Source organism: Pedobacter sp. PF22-3 (assembly GCF_026239555.1).
GTDB lineage: Bacteria > Bacteroidota > Bacteroidia > Sphingobacteriales > Sphingobacteriaceae > Pedobacter.
Map to the genome: position 1 here is coordinate 170,568 of NZ_JAPIVP010000005.1, position 22,196 is coordinate 192,763.

Genomic DNA, 22,196 nt, shown 5'->3' on the forward strand with positions numbered 1-22,196 from the left:
AATCGGTTAAATGAGAATTGCAAACTTCCAATTGAAAACTGGAAAATATTTTATTGCTGGCATATTTCACTTAGACTAAAGACTTCAGACTAAAATTTAACTGTCAACTGGAAAATGTTAACTGAAAACTACAAATGCAGTAGCTAAGCTATATGTTAAAATTTTATGGACTCACGTAGAGAATTTTTAAAAAAAGCAGCCTTATTTACGGGAACTACTGGCATAGCCAACACTTTGCCCAGTTCGGTACTAAAAGCTATGGCCATTAATCCCGAACCTGGCAGTACATTTTATGATGCCGAACACATTGTTTTTCTGATGCAGGAAAACCGGTCTTTTGATCATATGTTCGGTAAAATGAAAGGTGTACGCGGATTTAACGATCCACATCCACACATTCAGCCTGATGGCAACAAAGTTTGGCTGCAAAAGGATGGGCAGGGCTATACGTATGCTCCGTTTCATGTTGATATTAACAAAACAAAAATTACCTGGCAAGGTGGTTTACCACACTCGTGGAATGATCAGGTAGCTGCGCGCAATGGCGGTCGTTACGATAAATGGTTACCCGTTAAAACCCCTATGACATTGGCTTACTATGACCGGAATGATATTCCTTTCTATTATGCCATGGCAGATGCTTTTACAATCTGTGATCAACATTTTTGCTCATCGTTAACCGGAACAACACCCAACAGACTGTTCTTTTTTACTGGGACCGTTCGCGGAGAAAAAAGTGCAAACCGGATTGCCGTAGTTAATAATGATCAGGCAGAATCGCAAAATAATGTATTTGTAGACTGGCCAACCTTTCAGGAAACGCTAGAAGATAATGGCATTGATTGGCGCATTTACCAAAACGAACTGTGGACTTCAAAACTCCCAGAGGGTGAAATAGATGATTGGTTGGGGAATTATGGTGATAATCCTGTGGAATATATTAGCAGGCACAACGTTAAATTATCGGCTTATTTTAGAAAAAATGGCGATAACACGGTTAAACCAGCTTTAACTGCAAAAGAGGTTCAGGAGAAGTATGATAAATTATCGCAAAGGGAAAAGAATTTGATCGATAAAGCCTTTACCACCAATATTTCTCAAAAAGATTACTTAGACCTCGAACCCCTCACGTTTAAAAACGATCAAGGCCAGTCCGAAACTATAAATGTTCCAAAAGGAGATATTTTTCATCAGTTCAGAAAGGATGTAGACAGCGGAAAATTACCAACTGTTTCCTGGTTGGTTGCCCCTCAACGTTTTTCCGATCATACCAGTTCACCTTTGTACGGAACATGGTATGTAAGCGAAGCACTGGATATCTTAACCAAAAACCCTGAAGTATGGAAGAAAACAATTTTTGTTTTAACCTATGATGAAAATGACGGATATTTTGATCACCAGCCACCTTTTATAGTTCCCAATCCTGATGACCCGAGTAGTGGAAAAACTTCTGAAGGCATAAATTATGCTACTGATTTTGAAGCAAGAAAAGGAAGTCCGATAGGTTTGGGTTACCGTGTTCCGTTGATTATTGCCTCACCGTGGAGCAAAGGTGGTTTTGTAAATTCGCAGGTATTTGACCATACCTCATCATTAATGTTTATGGAGAAGTGGCTGGCAAAAAAGACGGGCAAAACCATAAAAAGTAATAACATTAGCGATTGGCGAAGGAATATCTGCGGTGATTTAACCTCTGTGTTTAGGCCATACAATGGAGAAGAAATCAAATCTCCTGAGCCCTTAAAACGCGATGTTGTGGTGGCTAATATTGGTAATGCAAAAAACAAACCCGCACAGGTTGGTCCTACTGCATTGAATAAAACCGAAGTGGCCAAAATCAATAAATATGAATCTTTCTCAAGTGAAACATCGAGCCATGCGCCTAAGCAGGAAAATGGCACCAAACAGGCCTGTGCATTGCCTTATCATTTAACGGTTGATGCAAATTTGGTTAATCATGAAATTGCACTTACTTTCCAATCGGTAAAGACCTTGTTTGGTAGCAAGATTGAAACTGTTGGCGCACCTTTTAATATGAATACCATTGCGAAATTTAAAGGTGTTGTGGGCAAAACATGGGCCTATGCTGTAAAAGCAGGCGATATAGTACAGGATAGCATTAAACTGGATGATTTTGATAATGAAGTTTACGATCTTACAGTAAGCGGCCCGAATGGATTTTATAGAAATTTTGTAGGCAGCAAAAAAAATCCTTCCATTGTTGTAAAAGCATACCCAGAGCAAGGTGGTTTGGTAAGCAAAAAGCTTACAGGTAAGCTGGTTTTCGCTTTTGAGAACACAGGTACCAACTTAGTTACGCTTCAAATTTTAGATAACAAATATAAATCAGGAAGTAAAACAATAAGTATTAGGCCAAAATCAGGTGCAAATGTTTCATTTAACTTGGCTAAAAATGCAAATTGGTACGATTTCAGTATTGTGCAGCCTGGTAATACCACATTTAAACACCGCTATGCAGGTAAAATAGAAACAGGAGAAATTACCCAAAGCGATCCATATATGGGTAATGTGTAATAAATGCCGTTCAAAAAGAGGGGAGCTTTTAAAAGAAATTAGGTTTATTTGGTATTACACATTCCGTAAATTCTCGATATATCCGAAGCTGTAACTTTACTCATTATTCCCTTAAATGAGAAATAATATTTTTGAGTGTGGGGGAGGTAAAAAACGATTTAAACAAAAAGTCCCGACAATAGCCGGGACTTGTATTTTTATTAATTTTGACTTAAAAAGTAATTGGTAATTCCACCTGAGTTCTGTCCCAGCCGATAACCAGATTAGCTCCACTATTAATTTCTGTAAAGGTTAAAGAGAAATATTCGATCGGTTTAGATAAGGTTTTTACCGGAACATTTACACGAACCACATCTTTAGCCTGATTGTAGGTAAAAGCGCCCCATTTATCTGTTTCGCTATTTACAATAATTGTCCAGGTATCTTTATCAGGAATGGCAAACAGGCTATAGGTACCTGCTTTAATTTTCTTGCCACCAATGTTTACTTTTTTGAAGAAACGAACTTCTGTACTTTCGTTGGCTCCAAAACGCCAAACCTTGCCATATTGCTCTAAAACACCAAAAATATCGCGACCTTTTTTCTGTGGACGCGAGTAAACAATTTTTATAACCGGTCTTGTTGGGTCTCCGGCCTTTGCCTTTGGCGCATTAAGCGGAAAATAAACAATATCTGCAGGACTTGGATCTGCAGCAGGAAATTTTGCTTCAGTAGTAGCACCTTGTTGTGCCTTGGCACTAAAGCAAAAAAGAGCGAAAACAACAATGAAGATATTTTTCATTTGTAGGTTTTTGTTTTCAGTTGCGGTGAGCGATCACGATTTTAATTTGTTCTTAAAAATCATCATAATCTCATTCGCTGCGAATTATTGGAAATCCTAAAAAAGGATAGGGTTGAATAAAAGGCTAAAGAACTAGTACTTTCTTCCTTTTACGATAGCGTTTAAAAATAAGCCTGCTGTTAACAAACCTAAAACACCACCTAATAAGGCAAAAATATAGTTTTGTGTAATAATTGCTCCGGTTAGCACTCCGAAGAATAAACCTAACGCATAATATAACCAGTTGAAATTATTGCTGCTGTTCTCTTGTACACTCATGTTTTCTGTTATTTGGAGGCAAAGTTAATATTTATTTTAAATTTTAATTTGTCAATATGTCCAAATTTTAATTAATTATCAATTCCAGCACATCTGTGGTAAATAGCGATCCTGTAAGTGGTCATCACCCTGATCTGATGGCTATCGGGTTTATGACAGAATCCATTAACACGGCCGTCATTCCCGCGCAGGCCTATCGTGTGGACACATTTTTTTTAAGAATGTTTTGGGCAGCATGCTAGCTGACCTTAATAAACCACAGTCTTTACCGAAGGACGCCGTCAATCCCAAGTGGCGGGAGAATCAAAAAAACAGGTGCACAATGGCCCAAATAGCATTGCCAAACCTGAAACGCAGTGGTTTTGTGTTCATTAGCGTTGAATTCAAAATTTAATATAAATTGAACACAAAACGAAGTGCCACTGTTTTTTTGATGAGCGTGGGCGGTGAGAAGCCACATTGCTGGATTGACAAAGCGCTTGGGGTACTTTTGCGCTCCAAAGTACCATGCCCCGCGGCAAAGAGCGGAAAAAATTAACATTTGTCCCCAAAACTATGCTTCTTAAGGAATGAGGACCAGTTAATGGCGGGAAAGATGCTGAAATAAATTCAGCATGACGATCGCCTTAGGAATATGTGCTATAAAAAACAAATGCAGCTAATAGAAATGTGTCCAAACGATAGGCGCAGGCGGGAATCTTAAAGCACTTGCATTACGATTCCCAATCGAGTTGGGAATGACGATCTCGTGCAGCCTGCCAGAATTACGAAGATCATATCTAGTAAAAGAGCTTATTTCGTTCCCTAGGGCGGTTATTTTATTTAAAAATTAAAGTTTTATCAAGAGAATGTAAAATAAGTAGGTAGGCATTTGGAAGTTAATCAATCGTTTGATTAATTTTGTGTCGTTAAAAAGAAATGAAAACAGAAAAAGTAGATAAAAGACAGGCCATACTCGATGCCGCTGAAAAGCTGTTTTGCGAGACGGGGTACGAAGGTACTTCCACCCGCCAGATTGCTAAGGAATCTGGAGCGAACATGGCGATGATAAATTATTATTTCGGTTCTAAAGAAGGGGTTTTTGTGGAGATTATGAACGAGCGTATTGCTGGTTTTACTTCTCAGTTAAAAATCATCAATGAAGATAAGATTTCGGCATTAGAAAAATTGCACAGGGTTATAGAGGGCTATGTAAATAGGATATTGGATAACACCGCATTTCATAAAATGATGCACAGAGAATTGTCTTTAACCCAAAGGCCAGAAATGTACGACAAGATTAAAGATGCCATGAGCCACAACATGCAGATTATCGATCGGATTATCACAGATGGGATTGAAGATGGCAGCTTTAACAAGGTAGATGTACGGATGGTAATCGGTACCATTATGGGCACTATAACCAATATTGTTATTTCCCCCCATAAGGTAATGTCATGTTCAAACTTCGACCTGAACAACCCGAAAGACAAAAAAATTATTAAAGACAGGGCGGTTGCCCACTTACAAGATCTAACAAAAGTTTATTTAACAACAAAAAGATGATACCCAAATCGATTAGATTAATGCTTCTGGCATCATTAATTCCGGCAGCTTTATTTGCACAGAGCTCGAAAGAATTAAATATCAACCAGGCAATAGAACTTGGCATAGCCAACAGTAAAAACTTAAAACTTTCTCAGAACAAAATTGATCAGGCTGTTGCAAAGCTGGAGGTAGTTAAAGACAATGCTTTACCAACCGGAAATGCAAGTTTTATATACAACCACGCTGAAATCCCTACCACTACTTTTACTTTACCAGGTAGCGAATCTTCTCTTCGCCTGCCTAAAAGAGCCGATGCTTTTGTCGGAACTGCTGCAGTACAGGAACTTGTTTACGGTGGTGGTAAATTGAAATATGCAAAAGAATCGACCAAATTATTGGCAGAGGTTGCACGTTTGGATGCCGATAAGAGTAAGGAAGAGATCACCTACGCAGTTATCAATACCTACTATTCTTTATATAAGGTTTTACAGAGTAGAAAAGTGGTTGATCAGAATTTAGAATCGATCGCTGCTCAGATTAAACAGGCACAACGTTTCTTCGAACAGGGCATTGTAACCAAAAACGATGTACTGCGTTTCCAATTGCAACAGGCAAACGTGACGTTAACCCAAATGGACATCGAGAGCAACCGCAAAGTAATCAACTATAATTTAGATATTCTTTTAGGTTTACCAGAAGATACCGAAGTTAAAATTGTTGACCCAACCTTAGGCTTAAAAACACCGGGTTCGTTAAATGAATACATTGGTCAGGCTTTCGCTAACCGCCAGGAATTGAAACAACTTGATATTCAGAACAAAGTGGCCGATTTTAACATCAAAACCATTAAGGCAAATACTTTACCTACCGTTGGAGTTGGCGCAAACCTCTATTACATTAATCCAAGCGGCAAATTTATTCCACCAACAAACCAATATTTAATGCCGGTTACATTAGGTGCTACAGTTTCATGGAATTTCGGAAACCTTTGGACTAATAAAAACAAAGTAAGCCAGGCAAAAATTGAACAGAGCGAAATTACCCTTCAGAAAGATATTTTATCTGATCAGGTAAAAACCGACATCAATAAAAACTTTCAAAATTACCAGGTAGCGATGAACAAAATCCAGGTTTTGGAAACTTCAATTGCACAGGCTACTGAGAACGATAAGTTATTGGCATCGAAATATAAAAACAATGTGGCTTCGGTTACCGACCGCATCGATGCAGAAACTTTATTATACCAGGCAAAAATAAACTTAGAGATAGCGAAGGCAGATGCAGGTTTAGCTTACTATACACTATTAAAATCAACAGGAAAAATAACGCAATAAATACAGAAATGACAACTGAAAAGAAAAAAAAGAACATAGTAGTACCCATCATTTTAGGTGTTTTACTAGTAATAGGAGTAATCTTCGGGATTATCGAATGGAATTATTATAGCAAACACGTAGATACGGATGATGCGCAGATTGATGGCGATATCAGTCCTGTTGTTGCCCGAGTTGGCGGTTATGTTAAGGATATTAATTTTGAAGAAAATACACATGTAACCGAAGGACAGGTTTTGGTTAAACTTGATGACAACGATTACAAAGTGAAATTAGAGCAAGCACAATCTGGCCAAAAAGGGGCGAGTGCAGGTGTAGGAGTGGCGCAATCGCAAATTATCGCAACTCAGGCAAATACCAGTACTGCAAAAGCGAACGTAGCTGCGGCAAGGGTTAAATTAAACCTGGCCAATAAGGATTACGAACGTTATGCAAACCTTGTAAAAGACGGATCGATTACCCAACAAGCTTTCGATCAGGCTAAAGCCACAAAAGAATCTGCGCAGGCAGCTTACCAGGCAGCAGTGGATCAATACAATGCTGCGGTTAAACAAGTGGGGACCACACAATCGCAATTGGCAGTAAGCAGCAACGTAATCAGCCAACGTCAGAGTGATATCGATTTTGCAAAACTTCAGTTATCCTATACTGATATCAAAGCACCGGCTACAGGTATTGTTTCTAAAAAGAATGTTCAAAAAGGACAATTGGTTCAGGCAGGTCAATCTTTATTCTCTGTAGTGAACGACGGAAGTATTTATGTAACCGCAAACTTTAAAGAAACCCAATTAGAAAAAATTAAAGAGGGTTCTAAAGTAGAGATTGAAGTAGATGCTTATCCTGATCAAAAAATTGAGGGCGAAGTATATAACTTTTCACCGATTACAGGTGCAAAAGGATCTTTATTGCCTCCAGATAACGCTACCGGTAACTTCGTCAAAGTTGTGCAACGTGTTCCGGTAAAAATCAAAATCCATCCATCAAAAGAACTGTTGGCTAAATTACGTCCAGGAATGAGCGTTAAAGCTTCAGTTTCTACTAAATAATATTAAAATGGCCGAAGTAGGTTTAAAAAAGTGGATTATTACATTTACAGTAATCACAGCTTCTTTGTTGGAGCTGATTGATACAACGATCGTAAATGTGGCAATTCCACAGATACAGGGAAACCTGGGCGCTACCCTTGAAGATATCGCCTGGTTATCTACTGGTTACGCCGTTGCGAACGTAATCGTCCTGCCAATGTCAGGATGGTTAGGAAGTCGTTTCGGGCGTAAAAATTATTTCTTAACCTCCATTATTGTTTTTACACTTGTTTCCTTTTTGTGCGGTAACGCAACATCACTAAACGAACTGATTCTATTCAGGATATTACAAGGTGTAGCTGGCGGGGGATTAATTTCTACCGCACAGGCAATCTTAATTGAAACCTGGCCGCGTGAAGATGTGGGTATTGCAACAGCTCTGTTTGGTTTAGGTGCCATTGTCGGGCCAACCGTTGGACCAACCATTGGTGGTTATATTTTAGAAGTAGCCGATTGGCCATGGATTTTCTATGTAAATATTCCCGTCGGGATACTCGCCGCCTACTGTACCTATACCTTTATTCGAGAGACGCCGAAAGATGGAAAAGGGAAGCCCGTGGATTGGTGGGGAATTGCTTTATTGGCAATAGCTGTGGGTAGTTTACAAACTTTATTAGAAAAAGGCGAAAGCGAAGACTGGTTTTCAACGCCGTATATTACTGCATTAGCTGTTATATCTGTTTTTGGCTTGCTACTTTTCATCTGGAGGGAAACCGCTACAGAGTTCCCTATTGTAAACCTCCGGATTATGAAAAAAAGAAGCTTCTCTATTGGGATGTTTACTTCTTTTATTCTTGGATTCGGACTTTATGGTTCAGTATTCGTTTTTCCGGTATTTGCACAGAATTTGTTAGGATTTACGCCATTACAAACTGGTAAGCTATTTATTGCCGGAGGTATTTGTACCATTGCCATGATGCCATTTATTGGTATTATGCTTAAAAAGGGAGTTCCTGCACAGTTTATGGCAACAGGAGGAATGTTTCTATTCTTTATTTTCTGTTGGATGTTGAGTAATTCGACATTGGCCTCCGGAACGGGTGATTTCTTTTGGCCGCTAGTAATTAGGGGATTTGGTATGGCTTTATTATTCGTGCCTTTAACCACGCTAGCGATGCAAGATTTATCCGGTGCAGAGATTGGTCAGGGTTCAGGTTTAAATAACATGAGTAGGCAGTTAGGAGGGTCATTTGGAATTGCAGCATTAACGACATTAATCCACATCCGTTCAGGTTTCCATAGGAGTAGTTTACTTGCCAACGTTAATGATTATAACCCCGCGTTTATCCAGAAGTTAAATGCATTAACAAGCGGTTTTATGGCCAAAGGATCATCACTTATTGATGCGAAATTGATGGCAATGAAAGCAATTGAAGGTTCTGTGATTAAGCAAACAATGTTGCTTACTTATAACGATGCTTATTGGGTTGCCGGATTGATTATGTTGTTTTCAATCCCGCTTCTTTATTTGCAGAAATTTAAGAAAAATGCAAACATTGTTACCGATGCACACTAAAATTGGCAACAAATTGGCTTAAATAATGCCAGAAAACAAAAACAGCCGGTGTATTTTATTACATCGGCTGTTTTAACCCAAAAAATTAACAATCAATGCAATGCCCTTAAACATTGCAAATGTTCTTACTTAACCACATGGTGGCCAAATAAGATTTTAAAATTAAAATTTATTCTACAATTTTCCAAATTGTAAGCCTTAGAATTTTAATACCTTATGCATTTTTTGTAGTATTACGGTATACAAAACTATTGCCTAAGCTATGCCCAAACTTCGTTTAACAACGCAACGTGAATCAATTTTTAATAATGAGGTCATCTCAAAATTCGAACTGTTTAACAGTTTATTTCTCACCTTGCCTTTTTACAAAATTAAGGATACCGGAACACTGCTTCCCCTGTTCTTTAAAAGCTGTGAAGAAGGTATTGCGAACGGAGAAAAACCTGCACAGATTATAGAAGAATTTTTCGCTAAGTATACCAGTTACACAGAGCGCAAAGATATTATTGACCTGCTTTTTCGTTTCATTCAGTATATCGAACGTCAGGTGGTGCTTTTTGATGCTGTAGAAGACGCCTCTTTTACCAAGTTAAATACTACCGACGAGCAGAGTACTTTGGCCTTTATTTTAAAGAAGAATGCCGATAACAAACCGATGTTATCAAAAATTGAGAAACTGATCGATGAACTTTCGCTTCGTCTGGTTTTAACTGCACACCCTACCCAGTTTTATCCTGGCAGTGTTTTGGCCATTATTACCGATTTAACCAAAGCTATTCGGGATAATGATCTCACCTCGATGAACTCACTGTTACAGCAATTGGGTAAAACGCCGTTTTTCAACAAAAAATCGCCAACGCCGGTTGATGAGGCCTTAAACCTGGCCTGGTTCTTAGAAAATACTTTTTATTTTGCTGCGGCAAACATTCAGGAAGAAATAGACCAGAACCTGGATGAATATAACCTGGAAACCAAGAAAATTTTAGAACTGGGCTTCTGGCCAGGGGGAGATCGGGATGGAAATCCAAATATTCATGCCGATACGACCCTAGAAGTTTCTAAAATGCTGCGACAAATCCTGTTTCGCTGCTATTACCGCGATTTCAGAGTGATTAAACGCCGCATCACTTTTAGAGGCGTTGAAGAAAACATTGCCAAATTGCATGATGTACTTTATCAGAATGCTTTTGATCAGACCTGTGAGCTGCACGATATTTCTGATGAATTAAGAGACAACCTGAATAAAATTAAAGAAACCTTATTGGCGGAACATGGAGGTCTGTTTGTTGATCTGGTTAATAATCTGATCCGCAAAATAGATTTATACGGCAATTACTTTGCCTCACTAGATATCCGTCAGGATAGCAGGGTGCTGAGAAACGTACATGCTTACTGCCGGGCCAATAAGCCGATTTCTTCGCTATATCCTGCTGATTATGATAAATTATCAGAAGCTGAAAAACTAAGCCTGATTTCTTTTAAAGAAGCCACTATTGTTTATGCAAGTGAACCTGATGCCTTGATTGAGGATACCATTCAGGTAATCAAAGAAATTAAGGGGATCCAAAAACGCAATGGCGAAAAAGCTTGTCACCGTTTTATTATCAGCAATTGCCAGCAGGCGAGTGATATCCTTCAGTTGATTGAACTTTTCCTTTGGAACGGTTGGAGCAAAGATTCGTTAACCATTGATTTTGTACCCCTTTTTGAAACGGTAAATGATTTAAAAGGTGCTGCGGCCATTATGGAAACCCTGTATAGCAATCCTTTCTACAAGGCGCATTTGGCTAAACGTGGCAATAAACAGCACATCATGTTGGGGTATTCCGATAGTACCAAAGATGGTGGTTACTTAATGGCAAACTGGTCTATTTTTAATGGCAAAACATCCTTATCGGCTGTTGCGGGAAACCATAATATTCAGTTGTCCTTTTTTGATGGCCGTGGTGGGCCGCCTGCACGTGGTGGAGGTAAAACGCATCGTTTTTATGCTTCAATGGGTAAGGAAATTGCGAACAAGAATATGCAATTGACCGTTCAGGGGCAAACCATCAGTTCTCAATATGGCTCTATAGAAAGTGCTGAATTTAATATTGAGCAATTAATCAATGCCGGATTGAGTTCGGGATTGAAGGAGAAACACAATATTCTTATAGACCCTGAAAATAAAGCCCTGCTTGATGAAATGGCCGAGGATAGTTACAAAGCTTTTGTGGATCTGCGTGAGCATCCACTATTTGTAAGTTATTTGGAGAAATTATCTCCTTTAAAACTGTTGTCTCAGGCTAATATCAGTAGCAGACCAGTAAAAAGAAACGGTGGCGGCGAAATGAAACTCGAAGATTTAAGGGCCATTAGTTTTGTTACTGCCTGGAGTATGCTAAAACAGAACGTACCTGGTTTCTACGGGATGGGAACAGCTTTGAAAAACCAGGAAAAGGCCGGGAACTGGGATAAAGTAGTTAAAGTTTACGAAGATTCTGATTACCTGAAAACCATAGTGGATAACTGCATGATGAGCATGAGTAAATCAGACTTCGTAATTACGGCTCATTTAGCCAACGATAAAGAGTTTGGCGCCTTTTGGACTCAACTACATGAAGAGTTCAAATTAACCAAAGAGATGCTCTTAAAACTCTCAGGGCAACCAACGTTGATGGCCAATTATCCTGTAGATAAAAAATCAATCGCTACACGTGAGAAAATCATTTTGCCATTGGTATTGATCCAGCATTTTGCTTTAGAAAAACTGCAGCACGATCAGAATGAAAAAGACCAGCATGCTTTAGAAAAACTTGCGGTAAGAACGGTTTTTGGTATTGTAAATGCTGGTAGGAATTTGGCCTAATACTTTTTGCCGAACCTCGCAGGTCTCAAAATATAACGTCCAAGGTCTGTGTCCTCACAGACCTTGGACGTTATTGTGCTGTCATTCTGAGCATAGCGAAGAATCTTTTTAATAGTAGCAGATACTGAAATTGACTGGTTATCGTCAACCATGTAATTCATAGGCAGCAGATTATTCATATTGTGTTTGAGGTTTTAACGGCATTCATGCTTGCTTCGCAGGTCTTCAATACGTTCAGAATGACAAAACTATAAAGATTGCTTCGTCGTTCCTCCTCGCAATGACGAAATAAACAAAAATCCCTCGCTGATTTTCATCAACGAGGGATTTCATATTTTAAAAAGCCAGATTAAGCTTTAAGACGATTATCGATCAATCGAACCCATCACTTTTTGGCCGAAAGCATTTAATGCATCTTTTTCGGCAGCACCTTCACTTACCATCTGGTGTACCTCTAGTGCACCGCAGATATTGGTAATCATTTCACCTGCCACATCAACTTCATGCTCGCTAACGCCTCTAAATTCGCAGAAAGCCTCTAAAACCTCTAAAGTAGTTTCCAGTTGTGCCGGAGTGGTGTTTTGAAATAATTGTCTTATAACTGGAATCTTCATTACTTTATCTTATTAAATAATTCAATCAATCCTTCTGCTTTGTTGGTTTGTACCTGATCTACCAAAGCACCGCCTTCAAAAGCTGCAAAGGTTGGTAAATTATCAACGTTTGCAAATTTGCGTGAGTTTGGAAGTTTTTCGGCATCAACAATCAGGAAAGCTACATCTTCATTCTCCGAAGCCAGCTTTTTAAACTTAGGTTTCATGATTCTGCAGTTACCACACCAGGATGCAGCGTACTGAACCATTACCTTTGAGTTATCGGCAAGGTACTGTTGAAGATTATCTTCTGTTAATTCTAAAAACATAACGTTTTGTTTAATTAGTTAGCGGCTAAATATTCAGCTACGCCAGTTCTGTTTGCGTTCATTGCTTCTTTTCCTTCTTCCCAGTTTGCAGGACAAACTTCGCCATGTTTCTGAACGTGAGCATAAGCATCAATTAAACGTAAATATTCTTTAACGTTTCTACCTAGTGGCATATCGTTAACACTTTCGTGGAAAACTTTACCAGTTTCGTCGATTAAGTAAGTAGCTCTGAAAGTTACGTTAGAACCTGAGAAAGATTCGTTTCCTTCTTCGTCGTAGTTTACTTCCTGGTCTAAAATATCTAAGATGCCAGATAATTGTCTATGAGTATCAGCTAAGATTGGATAAGTAACACCTTCAATACCACCGTTATCTTTTGGCGTATTTAACCAGGCGAAGTGAACTTCGTTTGTATCGCAAGATGCACCGATTACAATCGTATTTCTTTTTTCAAATTCAGGTAAAGCAGCTTGGAAAGCGTGTAATTCTGTAGGACAAACAAAAGTAAAATCTTTTGGATACCAGAATAATAACACTTTGCTATTTTTGTTTACAGCTTCTTCAAATACGTTGATTTTCAAGTCATCACCCATGTCTGACATTGCATCAATACTAACACTTGGGAATTTTTTACCTACTATTGCCATAATTTTTTGTCTTTAATTTTGTTGGCACAAAGGTAAGGCTAAAACAGTTGTTTATCAACATCGTTTCATTAATAGTTAATTGTATTTATTGATAACGATATAGATGAAAGCTATAATGTTGTTGTGAAGTATAGTGGGGTTCTATTTTTTCTCTTTCTGTCATACTGAGGTACGAAGCATCTGCGGAATTTATAATAAATGGCCGTCATCTCGACTGAAACGCAGTGGAACGGAGAGATCTATAGAGATAGATTTAGCTTCGCTGAGCCTTCGGGTTCTCGGCTGCGCTCCTCTTCGCTCGAAATGACGACCAGAGTGGAAACTATTTCTTCAAGGTATTCTCATACAATTTAAATATCCTTTTATATTCATCTGTCCAGCTGCTTGGTTCGATAAAACCATGGTCTTCTACCGGGTAAACCGCAAGTTCCCAGTTGTTTTTGCCTAATTCGATAAAACGTTGCGTTAGGCGCACAATATCCTGAAAATGCACATTTACATCCACCATTCCATGGGCCATTAATAAATTACCTTTTAATTTATCGGCGAAGTAAATCGGAGAGCTTCTTTTATAGGCAATTGGATCGTTGAAAGGTTCGTTTAAAATATTCGAAGTATAACCATGGTTATAATGTGCCCAATCGGTAACTGAACGTAGAGCAGCGCCACTGGCAAAAACATCTGGTTCATTAAACATGGCCATCAAGGTGATAAAACCACCATAAGATCCGCCGTATAGACCCACATGCTTCGGATTAACACCGTATTTCTCTACCAAAAATTTTACCCCATCTGCCTGATCGGTCAAATCTTTTCCACCCATGTGACGGTAAATCCCCGTACGGTGATCGCGCCCATAGCCCGAACTCCCGGTATAATCTATATCGATTACGGTGTAACCATTATCGGCCAGTAAATTATTAAACATAAACTCACGGAAATAGGTACTCCAGCCAAAGTGGACGTTTTGAAGATAACCAGCACCGTGAACAAAAACCACAGCAGGGTGGTTAGGGTGTGGATTTTCTGATTTATAAACCCTCGCATATACATCGGCACCATAACGGTTTTTAAAACTTACCAGATCCGGTTGACGCCACTTGTAAGCATTAAATTCAGCTGATGTAGATTGGGTGATTTTTACCGCTTTAGCTCCGGCTTTATTTGGCTGGAGGAATAATTCTCCTGGTTTATCCATAAAAGAATAATTGATGGCCAGGTATTTTTCATCAGGGGAAAGCGTAATGTCGTTTAAACCCTTCATGGTGGTAATCTGTACGAGTTCGCCGCCGTTTACGCCGATTTTAAAAAAATTGGTAACACCAGGGTGCTCTTTATTCGCTTTGATATAAAACGTATTTCTATCTTTTGATAACTGCACCGATTGTACTTCCCACTTGCCAGATGTAAGCTGTTTTTTATTTCCGGTATTTACATTGGCTACATATAGGTGTGAATACCCTGTTGCTTCGCTTTGATAATAAAAACGGTTGTTGTCTATCCATCCCGTATTACCCTGGTAAAAACCACTAATGCCTGGGCCACCAATCCAGGCTTCGTCACGTTGACGGTCTATTAAAGAAAATTTGCCGGTTAGGGCGTCCAATTTTAAAACCCAGCGGTCTTTATTGTCGGTAGAGGTTGCCACAACAATTGCCGTACTTCCACTATCATTCCAAAACGGGCCAAAGAAGTTTACAGGACGATCAGCATTTTTCTTTTTTAAGGTGTCCAATTCTTTTGGATAATCTTTCAGGTAATCAGGCAAGTCTTTTATGCCTGTAATGGTCGATGTTTGGATGGCATAAACCGTATCACGCTGCGTATCATATATAAAACCCTGCGAGCTATTTTCATTTTCACCAACTTTTGTTCTACCTGGAATATCTTCAGTATAACCAGAGGAAGTAACATAATTGGGAACAATGGTACTATGGTTGTTCTGTGCAGGTGTGGTTAATTTATAAGTGATAAAATGTGCATCCGGGCTAATGATTACGCCGTTTAAAAACTTATCTTCAGTATAAAGTTCTTTTAAAGGTTTTGTATCTGCAGCGTTATTCCCAAAGCGGCCTCTTACGCCACGTGAACCATTTTTGGCTTCGGCATTTCGCTTTTTAATAATCTCAAAGAGTTCGGTCTGTTGTGCTTTTAGCCATTTATCCTGTTCGGTAGCCGGTTTGCTTTCTGCTCTTCCGGTTTTTTTACCTTTAACAAAATTGGTAAGCTGTCTGGTTTCTGCTGATTTTAAATCAACTACGAAAAGATTATCGCCTAGTTGGTAAACAACATTTCCATTGGTTAAAAAAACCGGACTGCTTTCCCTTTCCTGTGTGCTGGTTAAAAGCGTTTCCTTATTCGTTTTGAAGTTTTGTAAATAGATATCACCACTTTTTTCTACTAAACCCAGGGAACGATCGGCGTTGTAGGTGTAATTTAAACTCAATAATTTTTCATCTTCCTTTTCCGCTGCCTTAATGGGTTTAGCAGAAGCTGCCGAAACTTTGAATAATTCTTCCTTGATTTTATTTTCAGGGTTCCAGTTAAAATATAGGGTTTTGCTGTCTGCTGTCCAGCGAAAATTAGTTGGTGAAACACCCATCCATTTTGGGTCACGCATAATTTTTTCGACTGTTAAGGGCGCCAGTTGTTGCGCAAAAGTATATTTGCCCGTGCAAAGCAAAAGGAAGAGTAAATATTTCTTCATGAATTTAGGTTTGGATGCAATTTAAGGAATGAGCATGCAAGTTTTAGAAGGAAATGGAAATGTTACATCTCCTCAGCTGTATAAATTAACCACTGATAAATAGGATGAACACAGATGAAATTTGAAATTATAAACCAAACCTATCGTTAATCTAACGGATTACTCTTCCGGTTTTATCTACGTTCACTCTATCAAAAGGTTCCAGGTATTCGTTAATGATGGTAGCAAATTCGCGTCTGGTTAGCACTTTTTTCAGCTCGTATTTGGAGCTGAACCTGTAATTTTTATTCCAGTTTTTTTGCAGTGCATTTTTTGTGGCATCAACTGATTTATTGCCGACATAACATACCATAGAAATGGTGTTTTCTAAATTAATAGGGATATGCTGATGATCATCGAACCAGATTTGGGCTTTGTAATAGTAATCTTTGATTGGTTGCTTGATCTCATCATAAGTCACCTCTTTTTCAGGATTAAAATAGGCTTTGTTTTGCTTTATTTCAGCTTTAATGATGCCGGTTACACCAACCTTTTGGATGGCTAGCCAGTTAGAATCTGTCGTTTTTACATCTTCAAAAGGCATTAATGCATGTTTGTAGGCCAATAATTCACCCTGAATACTTTTTAAGTTTGAAAGGCTGGTTTTAGTGTCAAAAAATGCGGCATAAGCTGCGGTTGCTCCCGCTGCCTGTCCAATTTCAAATTGATCATTAGCAATATAAAGCAAGTTTTCCTGATCTGGAATCAATAAGCTGTTTAGGGATAAAAAGCTGGCTCCTGAAGACACTTTAGATACAGTTGTTCGGTAAGTATTTTCATTATAATTTAATGGACTTGAAGATGCTGGGATTAAGGTGGAGATTTTTAATACAGCAAGCAATTTATCAGGGTTGTCGGCCACCACAAGCACTTTTGCTTTAATGCTTTTATCTTGCGTCAATTTAGCTTCCCAACCACTGCCAGAACGTTTAATTTCTGTATAAGCAGTGTTCTTGATGACGTTTAAAAGTAAGGTGCTATCTACAACATTTACTTTCGTCCTGTTTTTTTTATCCGGTTTAGGTTTTGGCGTTTCCAGGCTTTTTGCATTTTCCGTTTCGCGCTTTAAAAAACTTTGGTAAAAAGGGAGTAGAGCCCTTTTGTTTTCCGGTATTTTATTTAAATCCATCTGTTCTTTTTGGGTAAGCAGGATGGTTTTTACGCCGGATTTAAAAGCCTGAAAAGACGCGGCATAAGCAGCATCGCCGTTACCGATAACCAGTACATCTGTTTTTATGGTTTGGGCATGGATAACCAAAGGAATTATGAATGCGAAAACAAAAAACAGTCTTTTCATCTTTATTATTAAAATTTACTGCAATATGCTTTAAATGAATGAATTTTTAATGAAAAGGCTGCATTTTAACTAAATTTAACGCGTATTCTGAAGAAAACCAATAAGTGTGAAAGAAAGTAATATCAGGTGATTATGGAACAACAGATAAAGACGGTTTTCGATTTACAGCAAAGACATAAATTCGATTTACGCAAAACAGATTTTAAAACCCGTATCGGGAAACTAAAATTACTTAAGCACGCTTTGGAAAAAGCCGAAGAGGAAATATTTGCCGCTTTGGAAAAGGATCTGCGTAAAAACCGTTTCGAAAGCGCAGTAACTGAATTATATTTTACCTATGCTGAAATTGATTTTGCCGTCAAAAAACTGAAAGGGTGGATGAGACCCAAATCGGCAGGCAGAACCATGAGCAACTTTTTTGCAAGTAATAAAATTTATTGTGAACCCAAAGGCGTATGCCTGATTATTGCCCCATGGAATTACCCATTACAATTGATGATGAGTCCTTTGGTTTCGGCAATAGCAGCAGGAAATTGTGTGATCCTTAAACCTTCCGAATTAAGCGAAGCAACTGCTTGCGTGATCAGTAAGTTGATCGCAGAAACTTTTGATCCGAAAGAAATTGCCTGTTTTGAAGGAGATGCTAATGTTTCTACAGAATTATTGAAACTTCCTTTTGATCATATCTTTTTCACGGGAAGCACCACAATTGGTAAAGTGGTAATGGAAGCGGCAGCGAAAAACCTGACCTCGGTTACTTTGGAGCTTGGCGGAAAATCGCCGGCTATTGTAGATGGAACCTGTGATATTAAAAAAGCTGCTGAAAAAATCGCCTGGGGTAAACTGGTTAATGCAGGGCAAACCTGTATTGCACCGGACTATGTCATAATCCAAGAAAATAAACAAAATGATTTTATCGAACATTACAAAACTGCAGTTGGCAAAATGTTTGGTGAAGGCGGTGGAATTAATAAAAACGATTATGCCAGAATCATTAACGATAAACAGTTTAAGCGTTTAAATAAATTAACAGAAGATGCGATTGCCGATGGAGCAGTATTGACTTTTGATGGTGAAACAGATGAGAAAAGTTTAACCCTAATGCCCGCAATTTTAACTTCGGTAAACGAAAAAAGCGCCATCATGCAAGAGGAAATATTTGGTCCCATTTTGCCTGTAATTACTTTTAAAAATTTACAGGAAGCCATTGAGGTAGTCAATAGCAAAAATAAGCCTTTGGCACTTTACATCTTTTCAGATAACAAACAGCATCAGCATAAAATTATTAACGAAACCAGTGCTGGCGGAACTTGTATAAACGATGTGCTGGTTCATATCAGCAATCCCAATCTACCTTTTGGTGGTGTTAACAGTAGCGGGATAGGAAGCTGTCATGGTATTTTTGGCTTTAAAACCTTTTCGCACGAAAGGGCTGTGGTTTTTCAATCAAAATTGGGTTTAACCAAAATGATTTATCCTCCTTACGCACCAAAAATGGGTTTGTTGAAATGGTTGAAGAAATTGATGTAATATTTATTATGTTCCTTAAGTTGAGGTAATTATATTTGCAATAAAAAGATGAAAAGACGCTCATACCTCTTAGTATTTTTTCTTTTGATAATTTTTACAGGATGTCAGAAGGAAAATAATCCAATGCAATCACCTGAACTCTCTGATTTTAGCCTAAATATAGTTAGAGTGGGAGAGCCTTCCTTTACACTTACCAATCCGAAAAGTAAAAGCACTGGAGCTTTTTCTTTTAAAACAAGTGATACTTCATTGATTACGATTCAGGCCAATCTTGTTACCATAAAGAAAAGTGGAACTTGTATTATAACGGCAATACAGCAAGCAGCGGAAAGTTTCAGGAAAGATTCTATCACAGCAACCTTAGTAATTGCACCACGTTTAGTTCCATTGCTTACAGATTTTGTAGTGCCTGAAAAAAAATTAAATGATCCTCCGTTTATTTTAACGCCACCCAAAAGTAACAGTAATGGAGAAATCATTTTTAAGAGTGATAATGCAGCTGTTGCAACTATTATAGGGAACTTGGTAACCATTAAAGGTTCTGGGAAAGCGATTATCACAGCATATCAGGCTCAATCGGGAATTTATGGTGCGCATAGTATATCGGCAAACCTTGTTGTTACCGAGGCTGTAGTGGCTGAAACATTGGCAGATGTGGATGGAAATATTTATAAAACAGTAAAAATAGGGAGCCAGACATGGATGATGGAAAATTTACGGACAACGCATTACAGAGATGGAACGATAATACAAAATGTGACAGGCAGTTCTAATTGGGGCACACAAACAATTGGGGCTTATTGTAACTATAATAATAGTCTAGAACTAGGCAAAACATATGGTTTTTTATATAATTGGTATGCTATAAATAGTGATCGTAAGCTTGCGCCACAAGGTTGGCATATCCCAACCAGTGCTGAATGGACTATTTTGTATAATTATATTGGGGGAGACCGCTATAGCGGTGGTAAAATTCAGGAAAGTGGTACCCGTCACTGGGTAAGTGACACAGGTGCTTCAAATATTACAAAGTTTACTGGTTTGCCTGGAGGAAAAAGAAATGGTGATGGGACATACGATAGTATTTTTTACGATGCAAATTGGTGGACTGCAACTGCTAATTCTACCGGAACTGCCTGGAATTATAATTTATACGTTAAAGGTTACCTCGAAATAGCCGAAAGCCCTAAAAACTTGGGATATTCGGTAAGATGTATTAAAGATTAATTAATGGATTTAGAACAGCTTAAATACCCTATCGGTCAATTTGCTATGCCTGATGTTTTCGATCAAAAACAGATTGATAGCTGGATTTCTGATATAGCGGCTTTACCTGGGCAAATTAAAAAGGCTACAGAAAATTTAACAGACGAAGAACTAAACCAAAATTATCGGCCCGGAGGCTGGACATTGAGGCAGGTTGTTCACCACCTTCCGGATAGTCATATCAATGCTTATATTCGTTTTAAGCAGGCCATTACTGAGGACATTCCGGTAATCAGGCCATATTATGAAGAACGCTGGGCAGAAACTGAAGAAGCCAAAAATGGTGATGTCAAATTGTCGATTGACCTGTTAACAGGATTACATCAGCGTTGGGTTGCTTTTTTAAAAACATTAAAAATTGAAGATTACCAACGGAGATACATTCATCCGGCCCACAATAAAGAACTCACTTTGGCCAATATGCTGGGCATGTATGCCTGGCACGGAAAACATCACTTGGCACACCTTACCAATACGATAACAAAATGAAAAGAATCTATTTATACGCCTTGATTTTATTTTTTGTTGGTTTTTACAGCAATGTTAAAGCGCAAAAAGATCCCTCAAAAACTTTTTCTTTTGTGTTAGGCTCATGGGAAATGCAAACGCCCAAAGGTAAAATTGTAGAACAATGGATCCAGGGTGCTAATAAAATAATGAAAGGGAAAAGTTCTCGCGTCATTGGAAAAGGAGATAGCGTACTTACTGAAACATTGCAGATCAGAAAAATAGGAAAAGATGTTTTCTATTGTTCAACTGTTGCTGATCAGAATGATGGTAAAGAAGTATGTTTTAAACTTATTTCCACAAAGGGTCAGATCTATATTTTCGAAAATGTGGCACACGATTTTCCCCAAAGAATAGTTTACCAAAATTTGGGTAAAAACGAAATGCTCGCCTGGATTGAAGGCGAGCTTAATGGGAAAAGCCGAAAATCGGAATTTAGGTATAAGCGGTAATAGACGATTCGTCATGCTGAATTTATTTCAGCATCTTTTTAGCATGAAAGACCTTGAAATAAATTCAGGGTGACGATCGCGTTAAAAAGAGAATAATATCTAACTACATTAAAACCAACATGGCTGCGCTCATGACAATCATAATTGCATCTTCCACAATGGTTACGGTACTCATGGGTAGGTTGAAAACTGCCCCCAAGCAAGCACATTGAATTTTCTTTTTGTTTAAAACACTTTCTAAAACCCCAAGGATGCTGATAGTCATTACGATGAGGGTGACCCAATTCACAATCACTGGCGATAGGTTTAGTGCAAAGGATGAGCCTAAACCCAATTCGATAAAAGCGTAGATATAACCCCACCCACTAAATTTTTTAGCCACGATATCGTACATGGCATAACTTTCGGCAAAGGCTTTCAAGTTGAGCATTTTAAAGAAAGAAAATGTCAGGAAGAAACCTGCCATAAAAATGCGCATAAATACCAAAAAATTGATCGTATTGTCCTGCCAGGAAACCACTAACGATATGGCAGTTACATATCCAAAAATCAATAATATGGGTTTATAGGTTTCGGCCCACGATTTTGCTTCTTCAAGCGTTTCGTTGTGATGCGCAGCAGAAATTTGATATTTGCTGTCGGCACCGCCCAAAGCTTGTTGCAAGGTATCAAGGCCAATATGTTTACCCATACTAATCGTAGCCGAATTGGTGTCTTTAGAAACCTCAACAGAGGTTACATCTGGTAAAACAAGAAGGTTACTTTTTACTTTATTTTCGCAACCGCCGCAAGTCATGCCTGTGAGTTGATAGGTATGTGTCATGATTAAAATCTTTATGCAAATTTACCGCTTCGGGAGACCAAAAGCGTTACAGAATAATCATA

18 protein-coding genes are annotated in these 22,196 nt (G+C 38.5%); 10 read left to right on the forward strand and 8 right to left on the reverse strand.

The window, feature by feature from the left end:
- Window positions 1–165: 165 nt before the first annotated feature.
- A complete protein-coding gene (locus OQX63_RS08965; RefSeq protein WP_265850542.1) occupies window positions 166–2,535 on the forward strand; it encodes a phosphocholine-specific phospholipase C in 2,370 nt (789 codons plus the stop codon).
- Window positions 2,536–2,746: 211 nt separating this feature from the next.
- On the opposite strand, the gene OQX63_RS08970 is transcribed toward OQX63_RS08965, so the two are convergent.
- Both OQX63_RS08970 and OQX63_RS08975 read right to left on the reverse strand, forming a co-directional pair.
- Window positions 2,747–3,316 carry a DUF2911 domain-containing protein gene (locus OQX63_RS08970; protein WP_265850543.1) on the reverse strand — a complete coding sequence of 190 codons (570 nt, stop codon included), beginning with the start codon at window positions 3,314–3,316 and terminating at the stop codon, window positions 2,747–2,749.
- A gap of 132 nt (window positions 3,317–3,448) precedes the next feature.
- On the reverse strand, window positions 3,449–3,634 hold the full coding sequence (locus OQX63_RS08975) for a hypothetical protein (RefSeq protein ID WP_025141696.1): 186 nt from the start codon (window positions 3,632–3,634) through the stop codon (window positions 3,449–3,451).
- Between the two features lie 918 nt (window positions 3,635–4,552).
- On the opposite strand from OQX63_RS08975, the gene OQX63_RS08980 reads away from it, so the two are divergent.
- From OQX63_RS08980 to OQX63_RS09000, 5 genes are all read left to right on the forward strand, one after another.
- A complete protein-coding gene (locus OQX63_RS08980) occupies window positions 4,553–5,179 on the forward strand; it encodes a TetR/AcrR family transcriptional regulator (RefSeq protein WP_265850544.1) in 627 nt (208 codons plus the stop codon).
- Window positions 5,176–6,495, forward strand: a complete 1,320-nt coding sequence (locus OQX63_RS08985) for a TolC family protein (RefSeq protein WP_265850545.1) — start codon at window positions 5,176–5,178, stop codon at window positions 6,493–6,495. The genes OQX63_RS08980 and OQX63_RS08985 overlap by 4 nt, the downstream gene beginning before the upstream one ends.
- Before the next feature lie 8 nt (window positions 6,496–6,503).
- Window positions 6,504–7,541: an HlyD family secretion protein gene (locus OQX63_RS08990; RefSeq protein WP_265850546.1), complete on the forward strand. Its 1,038-nt coding sequence runs from the start codon at window positions 6,504–6,506 to the stop codon at window positions 7,539–7,541.
- A 7-nt stretch (window positions 7,542–7,548) separates the two neighbouring features.
- Window positions 7,549–9,096 (forward strand): DHA2 family efflux MFS transporter permease subunit, encoded by a 1,548-nt coding sequence (locus tag OQX63_RS08995; RefSeq protein ID WP_265850547.1) that lies wholly within the window; start codon window positions 7,549–7,551, stop codon window positions 9,094–9,096.
- 262 nt (window positions 9,097–9,358) lie between these two features.
- Window positions 9,359–11,944 (forward strand): phosphoenolpyruvate carboxylase, encoded by a 2,586-nt coding sequence (locus OQX63_RS09000; protein WP_265850548.1) that lies wholly within the window; start codon window positions 9,359–9,361, stop codon window positions 11,942–11,944.
- A 365-nt stretch (window positions 11,945–12,309) separates the two neighbouring features.
- On the opposite strand, the gene OQX63_RS09005 is transcribed toward OQX63_RS09000, so the two are convergent.
- The 5 genes from OQX63_RS09005 to OQX63_RS09025 form a co-directional block, all read right to left on the reverse strand.
- The gene (locus OQX63_RS09005; RefSeq protein ID WP_010599336.1) at window positions 12,310–12,558 is read right to left on the reverse strand and encodes a DUF6952 family protein; all 249 of its coding nucleotides are present in this window, start codon (window positions 12,556–12,558) and stop codon (window positions 12,310–12,312) included.
- The gene (locus OQX63_RS09010) at window positions 12,558–12,866 is read right to left on the reverse strand and encodes a thioredoxin family protein (RefSeq protein WP_039479645.1); all 309 of its coding nucleotides are present in this window, start codon (window positions 12,864–12,866) and stop codon (window positions 12,558–12,560) included. Before OQX63_RS09010 ends, OQX63_RS09005 begins: the two co-directional genes overlap by 1 nt.
- Window positions 12,867–12,880: 14 nt before the next feature.
- Window positions 12,881–13,513 (reverse strand): peroxiredoxin, encoded by a 633-nt coding sequence (locus OQX63_RS09015; RefSeq protein WP_039479644.1) that lies wholly within the window; start codon window positions 13,511–13,513, stop codon window positions 12,881–12,883.
- Window positions 13,514–13,835: 322 nt separating this feature from the next.
- On the reverse strand, window positions 13,836–16,220 hold the full coding sequence (locus tag OQX63_RS09020) for a S9 family peptidase (protein WP_265850549.1): 2,385 nt from the start codon (window positions 16,218–16,220) through the stop codon (window positions 13,836–13,838).
- A gap of 151 nt (window positions 16,221–16,371) precedes the next feature.
- A complete protein-coding gene (locus OQX63_RS09025) occupies window positions 16,372–17,556 on the reverse strand; it encodes a hypothetical protein (protein WP_265850550.1) in 1,185 nt (394 codons plus the stop codon).
- 132 nt (window positions 17,557–17,688) lie between these two features.
- On the opposite strand from OQX63_RS09025, the gene OQX63_RS09030 reads away from it, so the two are divergent.
- The 4 genes from OQX63_RS09030 (at window position 17,689) to OQX63_RS09045 (ending at window position 21,311) form a co-directional block, all read left to right on the forward strand.
- Window positions 17,689–19,086, forward strand: a complete 1,398-nt coding sequence (locus OQX63_RS09030) for an aldehyde dehydrogenase family protein (RefSeq protein WP_265850551.1) — start codon at window positions 17,689–17,691, stop codon at window positions 19,084–19,086.
- A gap of 123 nt (window positions 19,087–19,209) precedes the next feature.
- Window positions 19,210–20,313 carry a fibrobacter succinogenes major paralogous domain-containing protein gene (locus OQX63_RS09035; RefSeq protein ID WP_265850552.1) on the forward strand — a complete coding sequence of 368 codons (1,104 nt, stop codon included), beginning with the start codon at window positions 19,210–19,212 and terminating at the stop codon, window positions 20,311–20,313.
- A gap of 3 nt (window positions 20,314–20,316) precedes the next feature.
- Complete coding sequence (locus OQX63_RS09040) at window positions 20,317–20,841, forward strand: YfiT family bacillithiol transferase (protein ID WP_265850553.1); 525 nt, start codon at window positions 20,317–20,319, stop codon at window positions 20,839–20,841.
- Window positions 20,838–21,311, forward strand: coding sequence for a DUF6265 family protein (locus tag OQX63_RS09045; protein ID WP_265850554.1), 474 nt, complete (start codon window positions 20,838–20,840; stop codon window positions 21,309–21,311). Before OQX63_RS09040 ends, OQX63_RS09045 begins: the two co-directional genes overlap by 4 nt.
- A 103-nt stretch (window positions 21,312–21,414) precedes the next feature.
- On the opposite strand, the gene OQX63_RS09050 is transcribed toward OQX63_RS09045, so the two are convergent.
- Window positions 21,415–22,134, reverse strand: a complete 720-nt coding sequence (locus OQX63_RS09050) for a heavy-metal-associated domain-containing protein (RefSeq protein WP_265850555.1) — start codon at window positions 22,132–22,134, stop codon at window positions 21,415–21,417.
- Window positions 22,135–22,196 lie beyond the last annotated feature (62 nt).

Excerpts from the sequence above, each read along its gene's own strand:
- OQX63_RS08965 (WP_265850542.1), top strand. The coding sequence starts at position 166 with ATGGACTCACGTAGAGAATTTTTAAAAAAAGCAGCCTTATTTACGGGA.
- OQX63_RS08970 (WP_265850543.1), bottom strand. The coding sequence starts at position 3,316 with ATGAAAAATATCTTCATTGTTGTTTTCGCTCTTTTTTGCTTTAGTGCC.
- OQX63_RS08975 (WP_025141696.1), bottom strand. The coding sequence starts at position 3,634 with ATGAGTGTACAAGAGAACAGCAGCAATAATTTCAACTGGTTATATTAT.
- OQX63_RS08980 (WP_265850544.1), top strand. The coding sequence starts at position 4,553 with ATGAAAACAGAAAAAGTAGATAAAAGACAGGCCATACTCGATGCCGCT.
- OQX63_RS08985 (WP_265850545.1), top strand. The coding sequence starts at position 5,176 with ATGATACCCAAATCGATTAGATTAATGCTTCTGGCATCATTAATTCCG.
- OQX63_RS08990 (WP_265850546.1), top strand. The coding sequence starts at position 6,504 with ATGACAACTGAAAAGAAAAAAAAGAACATAGTAGTACCCATCATTTTA.
- OQX63_RS08995 (WP_265850547.1), top strand. The coding sequence starts at position 7,549 with ATGGCCGAAGTAGGTTTAAAAAAGTGGATTATTACATTTACAGTAATC.
- OQX63_RS09000 (WP_265850548.1), top strand. The coding sequence starts at position 9,359 with ATGCCCAAACTTCGTTTAACAACGCAACGTGAATCAATTTTTAATAAT.
- OQX63_RS09005 (WP_010599336.1), bottom strand. The coding sequence starts at position 12,558 with ATGAAGATTCCAGTTATAAGACAATTATTTCAAAACACCACTCCGGCA.
- OQX63_RS09010 (WP_039479645.1), bottom strand. The coding sequence starts at position 12,866 with ATGTTTTTAGAATTAACAGAAGATAATCTTCAACAGTACCTTGCCGAT.
- OQX63_RS09015 (WP_039479644.1), bottom strand. The coding sequence starts at position 13,513 with ATGGCAATAGTAGGTAAAAAATTCCCAAGTGTTAGTATTGATGCAATG.
- OQX63_RS09020 (WP_265850549.1), bottom strand. The coding sequence starts at position 16,220 with ATGAAGAAATATTTACTCTTCCTTTTGCTTTGCACGGGCAAATATACT.
- OQX63_RS09025 (WP_265850550.1), bottom strand. The coding sequence starts at position 17,556 with ATGAAAAGACTGTTTTTTGTTTTCGCATTCATAATTCCTTTGGTTATC.
- OQX63_RS09030 (WP_265850551.1), top strand. The coding sequence starts at position 17,689 with ATGGAACAACAGATAAAGACGGTTTTCGATTTACAGCAAAGACATAAA.
- OQX63_RS09035 (WP_265850552.1), top strand. The coding sequence starts at position 19,210 with ATGCAATCACCTGAACTCTCTGATTTTAGCCTAAATATAGTTAGAGTG.
- OQX63_RS09040 (WP_265850553.1), top strand. The coding sequence starts at position 20,317 with ATGGATTTAGAACAGCTTAAATACCCTATCGGTCAATTTGCTATGCCT.
- OQX63_RS09045 (WP_265850554.1), top strand. The coding sequence starts at position 20,838 with ATGAAAAGAATCTATTTATACGCCTTGATTTTATTTTTTGTTGGTTTT.
- OQX63_RS09050 (WP_265850555.1), bottom strand. The coding sequence starts at position 22,134 with ATGACACATACCTATCAACTCACAGGCATGACTTGCGGCGGTTGCGAA.